Here is a 15,189-nt window from a genome sequence, read left to right as displayed (position 1 = left end):
CCATGCAGGATTATTTTTTGAAATATCAGAATCAGATTATTGGTCAGCATCAATATATCAAAACACCTTATCATGATTCGATACGAGTGTTGTATGCAGACTGGACAGCTAGTGGTCGAATGTATCGACCCATCGAAGAACGTATGCTCAAAGATTTTTATCCCTTTGTGGCCAATACACATACGGATACGAATTATACAGGATCGGCAATGACCTATGCGTATCACAAAGCACAGCAAATTATTAAGCAGCATGTAAACGCCTCATCTCAGGATGTGCTGATATCTTCAAATTCAGGGATGACGGGAGTGGTTAATAAGCTGCAACGAATGCTCGGGCTTAGGGTTCATGAATCGTATCAAGATCAAGTTCAATATGAAGAAGAGGATAAACCAGTGGTATTTGTTTCTCATATGGAGCACCACTCTAATCAAACCTCTTGGTTAGAAACTATTGCAGATGTTGTTGTGGTTCCTCCGGATAGAAAGGGGTTGGTATCTATTCATAATTTTGAAATTGAAATCCAGAAGTATCAGCATCGTAAAACAAAAATTGTAGCAATTACTTCCTGTTCTAATGTGACTGGAATTATCACTCCTTATCAGGAAATAGCTGAACTCATACATCAATACAACGGCTTATGTTTTGTGGATTTTGCCTGTTCTGCACCTTATATTGAGATGGATATGCACGAAGACGACAAAAAAGGACGATACTTTGATGCTATTTATTTTTCGGGGCATAAGTTTTTGGGAGGACCGGGAACAACAGGAATCTTAGTGTTCAACAGTAAATTGTATCATAATAAGATACCGGACATTTCAGGTGGCGGTACAGTTTCCTGGACTAATCCGTGGGGAGAACATCGATATTTGGATACTATCGAAGCTAGAGAAGATGGAGGTACGCCTGCTTTTTTACAAACCATAAAGGTAGCGATGTGCATGCAGTTGAAAGAAGAAATGGGAGTAGATAACATACAAAAAAGAGAACATGAAATTCTTCAAATGATTTGGGCTTCTATGTCTAATATCTCTAATTTACATATTCTGGCTGGAGAACATCAGGAAAGATTAGGCGTAATTTCTTTTTATATCGAGGGTCTTCATCATAATCTAGGGGTTAAAATACTCAATGATCGATTTGGAATACAAACTAGAGGGGGCTGCTCTTGTGCGGGTACATATGGACATTATCTGCTTGGTGTTACGCCACAGAGGTCCAAAGAAATCACAGATCAGATTAATAAAGGAAATAATGCAGATAAGCCAGGTTGGATTCGGATGTCTATTCATCCAACACATAGCAACAAGGAAATCGTATTTATTTTGGATGCGGTACAGCAATTAGCAAAATATCATAAGATATGGAGTAAGGATTATGATATAGATCTGGCAAAAGGAACCATTTCACATACAAATACGGTTTCTACTTTAGAAATGAAATGGAGCATAGATCAAAGTTTCACTGCAAGATTTTTAAAAAAGCCTGAATCTTTTGGGATTTGGTAGAAGACTCAGTATAAGAGTATAGCAATAATCCTACCCTCGAAACAAGAAGAAATGATCCTTCATGTTTTCAATTTCAGAATTTTTGTTGGTTACGATATAGTTAATTGCTTTTGTAGTGAAATCTTTACCTTTTTTGGTAAGAGAAACGATATCGTTATCAATAGTAATCATATTGTTTTTGAGAGCCAAATCCAATACAGATTTTGATTGTACTTTCTGCCAATTAATATGTTCGTTGAGGTGTTTTACGTGTCTTTCTTCAATTTCCTGATGGTTTCCCAAGTGTAGAAGGAAGGTAAGCAGAGACACCTCGATGCGCTGTTGTCTTTGTCGATAAAGAACAGAGAACAAACCTCGACCTGGAGCAAATAAGTAGGCGATTAAAAATACCAGACCTAGTACTGTTGTAATTGATCCTGAAATAGAAGCATCCAAAGCGTGAGCTACCCAGTAACCTGTTATTGCGCTTCCTACACCAAATACAACAGCCAAAACCAACATCTTTTTCAGGTCATTGGTCAATAAATAAGCGGTGGCGGCTGGGGCAATCATAAGGGCAATTACCAATATGGCGCCTACAGCATCAAAGGCTCCCACTGTAGTGATAGAAGAAACCGTCATCAGTCCATAATGCATAACTGCTGGTGATAATCCCAAAGCAGAAGCTAAACCAGCATCAAACGTGCTTACTTTCAATTCTTTGAAAAAAGCAAAAAGCAAACCAAGTGTGATTAATAAAATAGAGCCAATGATCCACAAGGATTTTGGGCCTAGATCAATATCATTAAATCCTAATCTATCAAACGGAGCAAAAGCGAGTTCTCCCAATAATACGGCATCTACATCCAAATGAATATCGTTGGCATTTTGTGCGATCAAAATAATTCCAATACTAAACAGTACGGGAAATACCAATCCAATCGCCGTGTCTTCTTTTACCAGTCCAGTTTTTTGAATAAACTCTACCAATACCACCGTAAGTACGCCACTGGCTGCGGCCAAAATAATAAGAAGAGGAGATGACAGGTCGTGCGTAATAAAAAAGCCAATCACAATACCAGGAAGAATGGAGTGGCTGATAGCATCAGTAATTAATGCCATTTTGCGGAGTACCAAAAAGGTTCCTGGTATAGCGCAAGCTATAGCTACCAGGCTTGCGATCAGCTGTATTTCAATTTGTGCACTACTCATCTTCTTCTTTGATTAATTGATTGTATAAATTTGCTGCAGTGTGGTATCCTGTTTCCGTCATTGACCACATGGGACCATCAATTTTTACATAATCTTTGTCTTCTAGTTTTTGCAACGATTTTCTGGTAAATCCCTGAAAATTATTTAAGATTTTGATTGCATGTGGATGAGATATATCTTCATGAGTACTGGCAATATTGTACATAAATGATAGGGTCTTATGCAATTGCAAGTCATTTCTGTTTTTTCTAAACCGTATTTCTCGAAATAGTAAACCACGTCCCGGAGAAAAGATAAAAGAAAATAAAACGAATACCCCAGCAACAAGTACAATAACAGGTCCCGTAGATAGATTGTTATGACTTGCACTTATCGCAGTTCCTAAAACTCCAGAGGATGCGCCAAAGAGCGCTGCCAAAAACACCATTTTTCCCAAATTATTGGTCCATTGCCTGGCTGCAGCTGCCGGAGCCAAAAGCATAGCACTCATTAAAACAACACCCACGGTTTGTAACCCTAATACGATAGCAACCACAATAAAAGTGGTAATCAGGATATCAAGAAATTTGGTATTAAAACCAAGAGTTTTGGTATAATCTGGATCAAAAAGTAACAATTTTAGTTCTTTCCAAAACAGTAGCACGATAACTAGACTTATACCAGTAACTATTATCATTAACCAAACATCACTTTCTAGAAGTGTAGCGGCTTGGCCAAACAAATAACTTTCTAATCCCGCTTGATTTGCATTAGGTTGCTTTTGAATATAGGTAAGCAACAGCATACCAAAACCAAAGAACAAGGAAAGGATAAGTCCAAGGGCAGTATCTGATTTGAGATGGGTTTTTTGAGTAATCCCACGAATCCAAAAAGTTCCGATAAGACCGCTGATCAGTGCGCCTAACAAAAAAACGGAACTGCTTTTTACTCCAATAATCAAGAAAGCAATGGCAATTCCTGGGAGGGCAGCATGAGAAATGGCGTCACCCAATAGACTCTGTTTTCGCAATACGGCAAAACTTCCTAACATACCACAAATAGCGCCAAGCACTGCCGTACCCAAGGTAATCGTACGAAGGGTGTAATCACTAAAAACCAACGTTATGTACTCTCTTAAATCCATCATTTAGGAGATAATGTCTGTAAATCTATATGTTGTATTGATACATGCATAACTTATTGATTGACAGCTACTTTATAATTAATACCGTAGGTTTTTGTGAGATTGTCATCATTAAAAATATCTTTCACTGGTCCTGTAGCAATTTTTTTAACGTTCAAAAAAGTAACCCAATCAAAATATTCTGGTACCGTTTGTAAGTCGTGATGAACAACAATCACTGTTTTACCCGCTTTTCTAAGTTCTTTTAGGATATTGATAATTGCCTTTTCGGTAGTAGCGTCTACTCCTTGAAACGGTTCGTCCATAAAATAAATGGAAGCGTTTTGTACCAAAGCTCTTGCTAAAAAAATTCGCTGTTGTTGCCCTCCAGATAATTGACTTATTTGTCGGTTTTTGAAGGCTAACATTCCCACTTTTTCTAAAGCTTCCAGAGCGGCTTTCTTTTGTTTAGCACCAGGGCGTTTGATCCATCCCAGGCTTCCGTAGGTACCCATCATCACCACATCTAGTGCAGTAGTGGGAAAATCCCAATCTACACTCCCTTTTTGAGGGACATAAGCGACTAAAGAACGCTGTTTGTCGTAGGTTTTTCCATAAATATTAACACTTCCGGCTATGGGTTTAATAATATTTAAAATGGATTTGATCAAAGTTGATTTGCCTGCACCATTCGGGCCTACTATTGCCATTAAGACACCTTCTGGTATGGCTAGATCGATGTCCCACAACACAGGTTTGTAGTTGTAGGCTACTGTAAGGTCATCTATTTGAACAGCAATTTTTTCTTCCATTACTTCAATGCATTTATGATGGTGTTTACGTTGTATTCAAACATACCTATATATGTGCCTTCTTTTGTTCCTGGATTTCCTAACGCATCAGAAAATAAGGTTCCGCCTATGGCTACTTCATGATCTTTGGATCGCACTGCTGCCTGTAAAGCCTCTATAGTTCTTTTAGGAACAGAACTTTCTACAAAAATGGCCTTGATTTCTTTTTCAATAATAAAGTTCGCCAATTTCTGAACATCCTGAACACCCGCTTCTGTAGCGGTAGACAATCCTTGTAATCCTACAACATCAAAATCATAAGCCTGACCAAAATAATTAAAGGCATCATGGGCAGTGACTAATATTCGTTTTTCTTTGGGTAAAGTAGTGATAGTCGAATTTAGCTTCTTTTCAAGTTCGTTTAATTTTTCTAGGTATATTTTTCCATTTGTTTCAAATGTTGTAGCATTTTTTGGATCAGCAGAAGATAGTTGTTGTACTGCATATTGGCTGATGATTTTCCAGTTTTCGATACTAAACCAAATATGAGGATCATAATTAGAAGCGAAGTAATCAGAACCAATCAACGTATTTTTATCAAGTTTCTCGGCAACAGGAATGGTTTTAATATCTTGATTTTCCATCTTTTCAAAAACTTCTACCAGTTTTCCTTCCAGATGCAATCCATTGTAGAATATAATATCAGCATTTACCAACTTACTTACATCCCCTTCGCTGGCTTTGTATAAGTGAGGATCTACACCACTTCCCATTAACCCTACTACTTCTATCGCATCTCCTCCAATATTATGAAGTAGATCTGTGATCATAGAGGTAGTGGTTACCACATTTACTTTTTGGTTTTCTTGTTTTACTTCTTTTTTGCAAGAAAAGAAAACTGTGGAAAAGATAAATAAAAGTGTTAGTTTCTTAATCATTGTTCTCAATCAATAAATGAATTAAATTATGTTTTATTCAGGGAGTAGGTCGTGCGTATTTCGATATTCTTTTTAAGAAATTACATCTACACTAATAGTAATTAATTATATGCCTAATAATTGTATTGTGTTTAGTATTTTTGTCTCATCACCGTAGCAAAACTAAAAAAGTTAGTTATGACTAACAAATTAAATTTGAATAATTTAACAAAAAGTGAAGAAGACTATCTAAAAGCACTTTTTAAGTTGTTGATAGAAGATAGCTCTGATAAGGTTGGGAATAATCAATTGGCAGATTATCTGGGAGTTTCTCCAGCTTCTACAAATAATATGATCAAGAAGTTAAAAACAAAAAAATATGTGGTCAGCGAAAAATATGGAAAGTTAGAATTAACCCAGGAGGGTCGTTCTGTTGCCGTTCGACTTATTCGAAAACACAGGCTTTGGGAAACGTTTTTGTATAACTACCTAAATTTTAGCTGGGATGAGGTTCATGATGTGGCAGAACAATTAGAGCATATCAAATCCTACAAGCTGGTAGATGAGTTAGATCGCTTTATGGATTTTCCGAAAAAAGATCCCCATGGGGAGTTGATTCCTAATGCTAGTGGCGAATATAAGGTAGTTCCTAAAATTACCTTATCCTCTTTGTCGGTAGGTGAGGTGTGTAAATTAGTATCTGTAAACGACGGCTCTGTTAATTTTTTAAGATTTGTATCAGAAATAGGGCTGGCACTTAGTAGTGAGATTAAGGTGTTGGAAATTCGCGAATTTGATAAATCGATCAGGATAGGATTCAATGATACTACTGAAACCGTGACAAGAAAATTTGCGGATAATGTATTTGTAGAGAAGTTGGTATAGTTTTTAGAAATGTTAAAGTACAGCTGGTCTACAAGAATGTTAAATAATTGAAGTTATCTTTGGGAATCACACGAACAATTTATGGAGCTTAATTTGAAAAAACCGATCTGTTTTTTTGATCTTGAAACGACCGGGGTTAATATTTCTAAAGATCGCATTGTAGAAATTTCCATCCTAAAAGTGTTTCCAAATGGGACTCAGGAAAGTAAAACATGGTTAGTAAATCCTGAGATGCCAATACCTCCAGAAACAACTGCTGTTCATGGTATAGATGATGCCAAAGTTGCTAATGAGCCTACTTTTAAGGAAATCGCTAACAAAGTTCATGATATGATTAAAGGTTGTGATTTGGGAGGGTTTAATTCTAATCGTTTTGATATTCCATTATTGGCGGAAGAGTTGTTAAGAGCTGAGCTAGACTTCGATATGAAGAATACTGTTTCTGTAGACGTACAAACTATCTATCATAAGATGGAAAAGAGAACACTTTCTGCAGCCTATAAATTTTATTGTGATAAGGATCTCAATGATGCGCACTCGGCTGAAGCAGATACTATGGCAACCTATGAAGTGCTAAAAGCGCAATTGGATAGATATCCAGAATTAGAGAATAGCACTAAATTCCTTTCAGAATTCAGTTCGAGAAAACAGTTCGCCGATTTTGCAGGTTTTATTGCTTATGATGATGATGGTAAAGAAGTGTTTACCTTTGGAAAACATAAAGGGAAATTGGTAGAGCGTGTGATGGAAGATGAACCTGGTTATTTTGGCTGGTTGCAAAATGCAGATTTTCCTTTATATACCAAAAAAGTATTGACTGCTGTTCGACTTCGTAAACTCAACAATAGTTTGAATCTGTAATATCTTTCCATATCTAAATTAAGCGATGAAGATAATTTGTATTGGGCGTAATTATACCGACCATATAGAAGAGTTAGAAAATGAAAAGCCTACAGATCCTGTAGTTTTTTTAAAGCCCGACACTTCTATCTTACTCAAAAAACAACCTTTCTTTATTCCAGATTTTTCTAATGACATTCATTATGAAGTAGAAATTTTGATCAAAATCAAGAAACTCGGAAAGTATATCGATAGAAAATTTGCGCATAAGTATTATGACGAAATTGGGTTGGGGATTGATTTTACGGCAAGAGATTTGCAAAGTCAATTGAAGGCAAAAGGATTGCCCTGGGAAAAAGCAAAAGCGTTTGATGGGGCTGCGGTTATTGGTAATTGGATTTCCAAGGATAATTTTGCAGATGTGAATAACATCAATTTTAGATTAGAAAAAAACAAAGAAATCGTTCAGCAAGGAAATACCCAATTGATGTTATGGAAAATTGATGAGCTTGTTGAGTATGTTTCTCAGTTCTTCACCTTAAAAATAGGAGATATCATTTTTACTGGAACTCCTGCAGGAGTAGGAAGGGTAGATGCCAATGATTATTTGGATGGCTATATTGAGGATGAAAAAATGTTTTCTATAAAAGTGAAATAAAAGTGTTGAATAGCTAGAGTGCTAATAGCATTTTTTTAGGACTCAAATATTCAAAGTATCGCTTTCTTACCTTAAAACTTTCATCCAGAAAAATAGTAGCGGGGAGAGAAAAAGGTCGTCCCTCTCTAGAAGCTAACAAGAGTGGGATTTCATGAATGGGATTTCTCGACGATGTTTGAGTTTTGTTGGTAAAAACACCTCCGTCAAAAGCAATAGTATCTCTGCTTTCCGCATTCATTTTTACCGCATAGTATTCTTCATTTATTTTTTTGATCACTTCTGGTTTTGTGTAAACCACACGATCCATTTTTTTACAATAGGCACACCAATCGGTGTAGAAACTAATGATTACTTTTTTAGGTTTTACCGCAAGAGAATCATCTAATTGCTCAAAACTGATCCAACGAACAGCTTCACTGTTTTGAGCAACAACCTCAAATGATAGTGCTAAGCATAAGAAGAATATAAAACTTGTTGATCTCATAACTAGTGCAGGTTTCCAAATTTTATTCCAATAAAAAAGGTTCTAGGTGTTCCTGGTCCATAAATATAATCAGAATCACGAAGAGGGCCGATATCAAAATCATCCTGATAGCTGTTAAATATATTTTTTACCCCTCCGCTGAAGGTTACATGAAAATTTTCTGAAATATCTAAGTGGTGTTCTAATTTTAGGTTTAGGTCAAAGAAAGGATCGGTATCAACAAGATCCAAAAAACCAGATTCGCTAACTACTCTTGGTACAATCATGTTTCCTGTATAGGTACCGGTTAGGTCCATGTTAAAACGTTTACTCGGTATCCAGGATGCATTGATATAGCCGTAGGTATTAGGGTTTCGTACAAATTCGTCTACGATCACATCCTGTTCTCCTGGTACAGTACCATCGGATTCGAATAGGATCTGGCTTTCGTCATAATCGGATTGTTGTATGGTACCTCCTATTTGAAACTGCCATTCTTTTGATGGAGAAATACCGATTTCAAAATTAGTTCCAAAAACTTTTGCTCCGGATCCATTTCTTACTTCTTCAAGAATAGAACCGTTTTCGAGAACAGCTCCTGTGCTTACCAAAGTAAATGGGTCTTTGAGATCCGTAAAAAATCCTTCTAAGAGAAAATCAGCTTGAATTTTATTAAAGTTTTTTGAGTAGTTCAATGAAGCGGTAAAGGCATTTGAAAATTCGGTATCCAGATTTTCGGATAGAATCACAAATTGGGGCTCCCCACCAACAGAAGAAATATGTAGATCTTCGTTGAAGGCTTGCGGAGCTCTAAATCCTCTTGCATAACCACCTCTGAATTTTAATGACTTCAGAATGTTATAGGATAAGGTAATACGAGGGCTTAATACGGTTTGAGTTACAGAAACATCCCTGGAGATCCCTCCGATGTTATAATTCCCATCAACATTAACATGATCTAGCCGTGTGCCGAGTAGGGCGGTAAAATTATCTGTAGGTTTCCATTCGTATTGCAAATAAGAGCCTATGGTATGTACCTGTTGATCGATTAATCGGTTATAACCAGCTATTACATCTTCAGTGTCGCTAATATTGTATTCTACTCCTGTAGTAATAATATCGTTGTTTTTTAGATTTTGAGTAAACTGTACTCCGGTAAGCAAGGCCAAGTCTTTAGTTACTCCATAGGCGTTTAAGGCCAGAATACTATCTTGTCTGGTTCGTCCACCACCAAGTCCTCCATAATAACTATCTCTATCGGTATATTGTCCAGAAGTGTAGACAGAAAGATTATTGGTTCCCTTTTTGTTTTCCAGTTCATAAGTAATACCTCCCAAAAAAGTATCATGGTCCAGTTCTTCAGTAATATCCGTGAAATGAGGAGCTAGATCAAGGCGATCTCCTCCGCGACGATATTCTTTAATGGTGGTCAAGTCCAAGGAGATTTTACTTCGGTCAGAAGGTTTTAAAAACGTTTTCAAACCAAAAGTGGTATTCTGAAGGGTGGTAAGTTCGGTAAAACCGTCTCCGTTGGCATCAAATTCTTCTCGATCTCTATTCAACCCAAATACAGTAATTCCAGACATTAAATCATCACTTACCAGAGAAGCGTTGAAGTTAAGTGATCGATCTGGCGTATCTCCATCAACAAGGCCCAAATAGGTTCCAACTTCCCATGTATTTAGAACTGGATCCTTGGTGATGATATTAATGGTTCCTGCAATAGCATTCGATCCATAAAGTGCAGAACCTCCACTTCGCACTACCTCGATACGTTCTACAATATTGGTAGGAATTTGTTCTAATCCATAAACGCTATTAAGTGCGCTAAATACAGCTCTACTATTTATCAAAACCTGCGTATAACTTCCATCTAGTCCATTAAGTCTCACTTGGGTAAACCCACAGTTCTGACAGTTATTTTCTACCCGCACTCCTGGAGAATAATTAAGGCCTTCTGAAACGGATATGGATTGCGTAGCTCCCAATAATTTTGGACTTAGTACATTCACTACAACGGGGGCTTTTTTTCGATTCACTCGATTTCTTGTTGCACTAACCACTACCTGATCCAGATTTAACCTGTCTTCGGCAAGGGTGAATTTCTGAGTGACAGTAGTATTGGTATTAGAGGTTATGGAAATATTTTGCTCTAAGGTTTGATGTCCTAGTGCACTTATTTTTATCAAATAATCTCCATATGGAATATCATAAATTTCAAAATCACCATTTTTATCAGACGAAGCATAGGTGGTAAAGGAATCGTTTGATAATATGATATTGGCAAAAGGAATGATGTCTTCCTTTGTATTCGTATTTCCCTTAAGGTTTCCTGTTTGACCAATTATAACACTGATCTGAAATAAGGTGAAAATGAATAAAATTGGTTTCATATTTGATGAAATAAGTATTTTATTAGATCGGGCAAATTTAAAAAGTTAGTTAAGGCTAACAAATTTTTTAACAGTTTATGTTGAAAAATTTAGAAGTCTTTAATTTTAAGGGTTTTACTTGTAGTTTCAGATGATGTCCACACAATAAAGAATGAGATTTCCTTGATGTATATCGTATTTCTTTACAGAATATTCAATAAATATTTTAGTTTGTAGGGATGAGATGTTATATTTACAAATAACTCTTACAACGTAGGTGCTTTACATTAGATAAGCTTCTTGTAGAGTTTATAAAGAACCTTTTCAATAAAAATAAAATACATGAGCAAAGGATATAGTTTGAAAAATGTAAATGAATTATCTGGAGGTGATGACGAATTTATTGCAGTTCTGGTACAGACTTTCTTAGAGGAGATTCCACCAGATCTTGAAAATATGGTTCAGGCAGTCGACGCAGATAATCCACAGATGGCTTATCAATACGCTCATAAGATGAAGCCAAATCTTCAGTTATTTGATATCGATTTGTTATCTCAAATCAAGCAAATTGAGGCATGGTCCAAAACAAATAAGCCAAAAGAAGAAATAAAAGCAGTATTAGACGAGATTGTGTCTACTGTTAATGTGGCTATAGCCTCCTTAAAAGTCGATTTCGCGTAGCTTTCCAAAAATATGTTAGCAGAAATTATTACCATTGGTGATGAAATCCTCATCGGACAGATTGTAGATTCCAATTCTGCCTTTATGGGTAAAGAACTCAATAAAATAGGAGTTGATGTATATCAAATCACTTCTATAAGTGATGATAGACAACATATCCTAAATGCAATAGAAGAAGCTAAGAGCAGAGTAGATATCATTTTAATAACAGGTGGTTTAGGGCCTACCAAGGATGATATCACAAAACACACAATATGCGAGTATTTCGATGATCACCTGATCCAAAATGATGCGGTTCTAAAGCATATTGAAGATTTGTTTGCTAAATATATTTCTACACCGATTTCTGATGTAAATCGAAAACAAGCTTTGGTTCCAAGTCGTTCCACGGTTTTGATGAATCAATATGGAACTGCTCCCGGAATGTGGTTTGAAGATCAAGGTACAGTTTTGGTATCCATGCCAGGAGTGCCTTTTGAGATGAAAGGGCTGATGAAAACCGAAGTGCTCCCAAGATTACAAAAAAGATTTGATCGTCCGTTTATCGTACATAAAACGGTGCAGACTTATGGTATGGGAGAAAGTGCTATAGCAGCAAAAATTGAAGATTGGGAAGATAGCTTACCCGATTTTATAAAACTGGCATATTTACCAAACTTGGGTAGAGTTCGTTTGCGACTCTCTGCTAGAGGAAAAGATAAGCAGCTTCTCGAAGAAACGATTTCAGAAAAAATAGAAGCACTGAACGATATCATTGGAGATATTATTGTTGGTTATGAAGATGATCAAACTATAGAGGTTAGGATAGGAGAGTTATTGGTTAAAAAAGGAGCTACCTTATCTGTAGTCGAAAGCTGCACTGGTGGAAGAATTGCGCAGTTGTTTACAGCCAATGCGGGAGCTTCAAAATACTTTAAAGGAGGAGTGGTTACTTACGCTACTCAGTCAAAGATTGATATTTTGGGGGTAGGTGCTGATGTTATTCGAGAGTATTCGGTAACCAGTCATCAAGTTGCAGAAGCAATGGCCAAAGCAGTAAAATCTAAATTTAAATCAGAATATGCTATTGCCACAACAGGCAATGCCGGACCTACCAAAGGAGACGGTGATGTAGAAGTAGGAACGGTTTTTATTGCTATTGCTACTCCAACAACAGTGTTTTCAAAAGAATATAATTTCAGTAATCATAGAGAAAGAACTATCGGTAAGACGGTTAATAAATCTCTAGAGCTGTTATTAAATGAACTGAATAGATAAGTATTTTATTCTTCGGATTCTTCTTTTGAAAGAATTTTATTTGACCAGGTAATAGCGTTCTCTAAATCATCGGTTACATAAGTTGGCATACTTGTAAAGGTTTCTTCTAACTTTGCTACTTTATAATTCACAGGGTCATAAATTACAATTGCATAACCTTTTAAGTTGGGGAAATGCTCTTCAACTCCATGAATTCTAGTAGGTTTAAAGGAATAAGAATTAACTCGCTGAGAAATATAGGTAAATGGCTTGATGCCTTTGTAATAATGTTGGATCAATTCATAGAGTTTTTTTCCGCTGTCAAAATTAAGATCCAATCCTTGATTGACATTTCCAACTACGAAATTTTCATAAAAATAAAACCAACCAATATCAATTTCATGTTTATTTAAAAGAGGGGTATTAATGTTTTCAATCATTTAAAAAAACTATTTTATTTTTCTAAAATAAGTAATAATAATTAAAGCTGGTCAGAATTTACCTGTACTGCCATTCTAATCGATAAAAACTCTATTTATTCTCATATAAAACTCATGAAAGCGCAAAAGACCTTATTAATAAAAGTGAAACGCTTCAGGGAGTAAAATATATTGTTTGAAAAAAGTGACTAGTATATTTCACTTATTACACTAAGATTTATTTTTAATATCGTCTAATTCGGTATGAACCCAAGTGATTGCCTCCTGTAGGCTGGAGAAGTTATAAAATGGTCTTTTGGCAAAGTGCTTTTCTACTTCAATCGATTTGCTGCAAAGGTGGTTATAGGTAACTGTTGCGTAGCTTACAAAATTATCTAAGTGAAGTAAAGGGCATTCACTGTATTGATGAGGTAAAATACTATGAGAGTTGATTCGGTTAGAAATATAACTGAAAGGTTCTCCATTTTCATAATACTTTAAAACTAAAGGTATAATCTCATCAAGTTTGTCAAGAGATATTGTTATACCTTCTTTAACTTCTGAAACAAAATAATTAGTATAAAAATAAAATGTGCCTAGGTTGATTTCGTGTTTAGCAATTAAATGATCTGACATGTTTTTACTTTTTTTGATTTGGGGATTAGTCAATGTATTGATTTATCAATTACATGGTAATCGTTGATTATCAATTATTTATGTTTTGTGTGAAGAGAATTAATCCTTTGGCATAATACTTTCTGCCCATTGCACTGCCTGGTCGAGGCTATGAAAAATTTGTAAGGGAATTTTCAAGAAAGCCTTTTCAAGGTTGGCAACATCGGTATTGGTCTTGTCGTAAGTAACTATTGCGTATCCTAATGTGTTGGGCAGTATTTTTGCAGTTTCAAAGTGAATCGTTGGATCCATCGAATAAGAGTTAATTCGATTGGTAATGTATACAAAAGGTTTTTTTCGACCGTAGTATTTCTTGGTTAGGGTGTTGGTTACTTCAAGCGCCATTTTAAGATCAACTACAACTCCTTCGTTAATTTCAGAAATCATAAAATGATCATAATAGTAGAAAGTACCTATATTGGCAATGGTATGTTTTTTTATTAGTTCGTTCTTAAGACTATCAGGCATTATGGATAAATGATTTAGGGGTAATAAGCAATAAATATACAATAGTAGGTTTCAAAAAACTAATTTTGTTTAACTAGAAACTAATATGCATGAAGATCAGTAAATGAGAAATGTATTAAAGTTAGAGAGGTTTATTTTATTGATTAGTAGTGTTTTGTGTTATTTTTTGGTGTGTTTTTAATAAAAAATATTGTTTTGATAATTTTTAAGGTAAGGTTTTACAAAAGGTGCGTCATCACAAGAAAAATGGGAGGTTAAAAAAACTTTTGGTTAAGTAGAAATTTTTAAAAACTATTATTGGCTGTTCGAGAAATTATTCGTTACTTTGCACCCTGTTTTGAAATAACACCAAAATTAAGAAGAAATGTCAAGAGTTTGCGAGCTTACAGGAAAAAAAGCAATGGTGGGAAATAACGTTTCTCACGCGATGAATAAAACGAAACGTAAATTCAATGCGAATTTGATCAAGAAGCGTTTTTACATTCCAGAAGAAGATCGTTGGATAACGCTAAAGGTGTCTACTGCGGCATTAAAAAATATAAACAAGAACGGGATCTCTGCTGTACTTAAAGAAGCTAGAGAAAAAGGTTTCTTAAATAAATAATTCTCCTTTTATAAAAGATATTAGAAATGGCGAAGAAAGGTAACAGAGTACAGGTAATCTTAGAATGTACAGAGCACAAAGCTTCTGGTCAGCCAGGTACATCAAGATACATCACGACCAAGAACAAAAAGAATACACCAGATAGAATGGAGTTAAAGAAATTTAACCCTATTCTTAAGAAAATGACGGTTCATAAAGAAATTAAATAATAAGACATGGCAAAGAAATCAGTAGCATCGTTACAAACAGGGTCAAAAAGATTGACTAAAGCCATCAAAATGGTAAAATCTCCAAAAACAGGAGCATATACCTTTGTAGAATCTATTATGGCTCCAGAACTTGTAAATGACTTTTTAAAGAAAAAGTAATTTCCTGT

General features: G+C 35.6%; 18 protein-coding genes. 9 read left to right on the top strand and 9 right to left on the bottom strand.

Features of this window, described 5'->3' with window-relative positions:
- Window positions 1-17: 17 nt before the first annotated feature.
- Window positions 18-1,511 (top strand): aminotransferase class V-fold PLP-dependent enzyme, encoded by a 1,494-nt coding sequence (locus AC0L3Q_RS17485; protein WP_473281441.1) that lies wholly within the window; start codon window positions 18-20, stop codon window positions 1,509-1,511.
- A gap of 30 nt (window positions 1,512-1,541) precedes the next feature.
- On the opposite strand, the gene AC0L3Q_RS17480 is transcribed toward AC0L3Q_RS17485, so the two are convergent.
- From AC0L3Q_RS17480 to AC0L3Q_RS17465, 4 genes are read right to left on the bottom strand one after another with little or no spacing between them, the layout of a single operon-like run.
- Window positions 1,542-2,702 carry a metal ABC transporter permease gene (locus tag AC0L3Q_RS17480; RefSeq protein ID WP_473281438.1) on the bottom strand — a complete coding sequence of 387 codons (1,161 nt, stop codon included), beginning with the start codon at window positions 2,700-2,702 and terminating at the stop codon, window positions 1,542-1,544.
- Entirely contained in the window at window positions 2,695-3,825 is a 1,131-nt protein-coding gene (locus AC0L3Q_RS17475; RefSeq protein ID WP_473286958.1) for a metal ABC transporter permease, read from the bottom strand. Before AC0L3Q_RS17475 ends, AC0L3Q_RS17480 begins: the two co-directional genes overlap by 8 nt.
- 53 nt (window positions 3,826-3,878) lie before the next feature.
- Window positions 3,879-4,616: a metal ABC transporter ATP-binding protein gene (locus AC0L3Q_RS17470; protein ID WP_473281435.1), complete on the bottom strand. Its 738-nt coding sequence runs from the start codon at window positions 4,614-4,616 to the stop codon at window positions 3,879-3,881.
- Window positions 4,616-5,530, bottom strand: a complete 915-nt coding sequence (locus AC0L3Q_RS17465) for a metal ABC transporter solute-binding protein, Zn/Mn family (RefSeq protein WP_473286956.1) — start codon at window positions 5,528-5,530, stop codon at window positions 4,616-4,618. The genes AC0L3Q_RS17470 and AC0L3Q_RS17465 overlap by 1 nt, the downstream gene beginning before the upstream one ends.
- Window positions 5,531-5,710: 180 nt before the next feature.
- Between AC0L3Q_RS17465 and AC0L3Q_RS17460 the strand changes: the two genes are divergently transcribed.
- From AC0L3Q_RS17460 to AC0L3Q_RS17450, 3 genes are all read left to right on the top strand, one after another.
- Complete coding sequence (locus AC0L3Q_RS17460) at window positions 5,711-6,397, top strand: metal-dependent transcriptional regulator (protein ID WP_473281433.1); 687 nt, start codon at window positions 5,711-5,713, stop codon at window positions 6,395-6,397.
- A gap of 81 nt (window positions 6,398-6,478) precedes the next feature.
- The gene (locus tag AC0L3Q_RS17455) at window positions 6,479-7,258 is read left to right on the top strand and encodes an exonuclease domain-containing protein (RefSeq protein WP_473281431.1); all 780 of its coding nucleotides are present in this window, start codon (window positions 6,479-6,481) and stop codon (window positions 7,256-7,258) included.
- Window positions 7,259-7,283: 25 nt separating this feature from the next.
- A complete protein-coding gene (locus tag AC0L3Q_RS17450; RefSeq protein WP_473281429.1) occupies window positions 7,284-7,895 on the top strand; it encodes a fumarylacetoacetate hydrolase family protein in 612 nt (203 codons plus the stop codon).
- A gap of 13 nt (window positions 7,896-7,908) precedes the next feature.
- Here the strand turns inward: AC0L3Q_RS17450 and AC0L3Q_RS17445 are convergent, their stop codons facing one another.
- Both AC0L3Q_RS17445 and AC0L3Q_RS17440 read right to left on the bottom strand, forming a co-directional pair.
- Window positions 7,909-8,379, bottom strand: a complete 471-nt coding sequence (locus tag AC0L3Q_RS17445; RefSeq protein WP_473281427.1) for a thioredoxin family protein — start codon at window positions 8,377-8,379, stop codon at window positions 7,909-7,911.
- 2 nt (window positions 8,380-8,381) lie between these two features.
- Window positions 8,382-10,751 carry a TonB-dependent receptor gene (locus AC0L3Q_RS17440; RefSeq protein ID WP_473281424.1) on the bottom strand — a complete coding sequence of 790 codons (2,370 nt, stop codon included), beginning with the start codon at window positions 10,749-10,751 and terminating at the stop codon, window positions 8,382-8,384.
- A gap of 321 nt (window positions 10,752-11,072) precedes the next feature.
- Here AC0L3Q_RS17440 and AC0L3Q_RS17435 point away from each other — a divergent pair, with 321 nt between their 5' ends.
- Together AC0L3Q_RS17435 and AC0L3Q_RS17430 are read left to right on the top strand one after the other, a co-directional pair.
- On the top strand, window positions 11,073-11,411 hold the full coding sequence (locus AC0L3Q_RS17435; protein WP_473281421.1) for an Hpt domain-containing protein: 339 nt from the start codon (window positions 11,073-11,075) through the stop codon (window positions 11,409-11,411).
- 12 nt (window positions 11,412-11,423) lie between these two features.
- Window positions 11,424-12,668, top strand: coding sequence for a competence/damage-inducible protein A (locus AC0L3Q_RS17430; RefSeq protein WP_473281418.1), 1,245 nt, complete (start codon window positions 11,424-11,426; stop codon window positions 12,666-12,668).
- A gap of 5 nt (window positions 12,669-12,673) precedes the next feature.
- Here AC0L3Q_RS17430 and AC0L3Q_RS17425 read toward each other — a convergent pair whose 3' ends face one another.
- From AC0L3Q_RS17425 to AC0L3Q_RS17415, 3 genes are all read right to left on the bottom strand, one after another.
- Window positions 12,674-13,087: a hypothetical protein gene (locus tag AC0L3Q_RS17425; protein WP_473281415.1), complete on the bottom strand. Its 414-nt coding sequence runs from the start codon at window positions 13,085-13,087 to the stop codon at window positions 12,674-12,676.
- Window positions 13,088-13,297: 210 nt separating this feature from the next.
- Window positions 13,298-13,702, bottom strand: coding sequence for a hypothetical protein (locus AC0L3Q_RS17420; protein ID WP_473281413.1), 405 nt, complete (start codon window positions 13,700-13,702; stop codon window positions 13,298-13,300).
- Between the two features lie 99 nt (window positions 13,703-13,801).
- Window positions 13,802-14,209: a hypothetical protein gene (locus AC0L3Q_RS17415; protein ID WP_473281410.1), complete on the bottom strand. Its 408-nt coding sequence runs from the start codon at window positions 14,207-14,209 to the stop codon at window positions 13,802-13,804.
- Between the two features lie 364 nt (window positions 14,210-14,573).
- Between AC0L3Q_RS17415 and rpmB the strand changes: the two genes are divergently transcribed.
- The 3 genes from rpmB to AC0L3Q_RS17400 are packed head-to-tail and all read left to right on the top strand — an operon-like array spanning window position 14,574 to window position 15,181.
- Entirely contained in the window at window positions 14,574-14,813 is a 240-nt protein-coding gene (rpmB, locus tag AC0L3Q_RS17410) for a 50S ribosomal protein L28 (protein ID WP_073320538.1), read from the top strand.
- Window positions 14,814-14,839: 26 nt separating this feature from the next.
- Window positions 14,840-15,022 (top strand): 50S ribosomal protein L33, encoded by a 183-nt coding sequence (rpmG, locus tag AC0L3Q_RS17405; RefSeq protein WP_013070733.1) that lies wholly within the window; start codon window positions 14,840-14,842, stop codon window positions 15,020-15,022.
- 6 nt (window positions 15,023-15,028) lie between these two features.
- Window positions 15,029-15,181 (top strand): DUF4295 domain-containing protein, encoded by a 153-nt coding sequence (locus tag AC0L3Q_RS17400; protein ID WP_073320536.1) that lies wholly within the window; start codon window positions 15,029-15,031, stop codon window positions 15,179-15,181.
- Window positions 15,182-15,189 lie beyond the last annotated feature (8 nt).

Source organism: Aquimarina sp. KJ22-3 (assembly GCF_055808215.1).
This window is presented reverse-complemented; position numbering and strand designations above follow the sequence as displayed.

Excerpts from the sequence above, each read along its gene's own strand:
- AC0L3Q_RS17445 (WP_473281427.1), bottom strand. The coding sequence starts at position 8,379 with ATGAGATCAACAAGTTTTATATTCTTCTTATGCTTAGCACTATCATTT.
- AC0L3Q_RS17470 (WP_473281435.1), bottom strand. The coding sequence starts at position 4,616 with ATGGAAGAAAAAATTGCTGTTCAAATAGATGACCTTACAGTAGCCTAC.
- AC0L3Q_RS17420 (WP_473281413.1), bottom strand. The coding sequence starts at position 13,702 with ATGTCAGATCATTTAATTGCTAAACACGAAATCAACCTAGGCACATTT.
- AC0L3Q_RS17400 (WP_073320536.1), top strand. The coding sequence starts at position 15,029 with ATGGCAAAGAAATCAGTAGCATCGTTACAAACAGGGTCAAAAAGATTG.
- AC0L3Q_RS17460 (WP_473281433.1), top strand. The coding sequence starts at position 5,711 with ATGACTAACAAATTAAATTTGAATAATTTAACAAAAAGTGAAGAAGAC.
- AC0L3Q_RS17435 (WP_473281421.1), top strand. The coding sequence starts at position 11,073 with ATGAGCAAAGGATATAGTTTGAAAAATGTAAATGAATTATCTGGAGGT.
- AC0L3Q_RS17430 (WP_473281418.1), top strand. The coding sequence starts at position 11,424 with ATGTTAGCAGAAATTATTACCATTGGTGATGAAATCCTCATCGGACAG.
- AC0L3Q_RS17440 (WP_473281424.1), bottom strand. The coding sequence starts at position 10,751 with ATGAAACCAATTTTATTCATTTTCACCTTATTTCAGATCAGTGTTATA.
- rpmG (WP_013070733.1), top strand. The coding sequence starts at position 14,840 with ATGGCGAAGAAAGGTAACAGAGTACAGGTAATCTTAGAATGTACAGAG.
- AC0L3Q_RS17415 (WP_473281410.1), bottom strand. The coding sequence starts at position 14,209 with ATGCCTGATAGTCTTAAGAACGAACTAATAAAAAAACATACCATTGCC.
- AC0L3Q_RS17450 (WP_473281429.1), top strand. The coding sequence starts at position 7,284 with ATGAAGATAATTTGTATTGGGCGTAATTATACCGACCATATAGAAGAG.
- AC0L3Q_RS17475 (WP_473286958.1), bottom strand. The coding sequence starts at position 3,825 with ATGGATTTAAGAGAGTACATAACGTTGGTTTTTAGTGATTACACCCTT.
- AC0L3Q_RS17455 (WP_473281431.1), top strand. The coding sequence starts at position 6,479 with ATGGAGCTTAATTTGAAAAAACCGATCTGTTTTTTTGATCTTGAAACG.
- rpmB (WP_073320538.1), top strand. The coding sequence starts at position 14,574 with ATGTCAAGAGTTTGCGAGCTTACAGGAAAAAAAGCAATGGTGGGAAAT.
- AC0L3Q_RS17425 (WP_473281415.1), bottom strand. The coding sequence starts at position 13,087 with ATGATTGAAAACATTAATACCCCTCTTTTAAATAAACATGAAATTGAT.
- AC0L3Q_RS17480 (WP_473281438.1), bottom strand. The coding sequence starts at position 2,702 with ATGAGTAGTGCACAAATTGAAATACAGCTGATCGCAAGCCTGGTAGCT.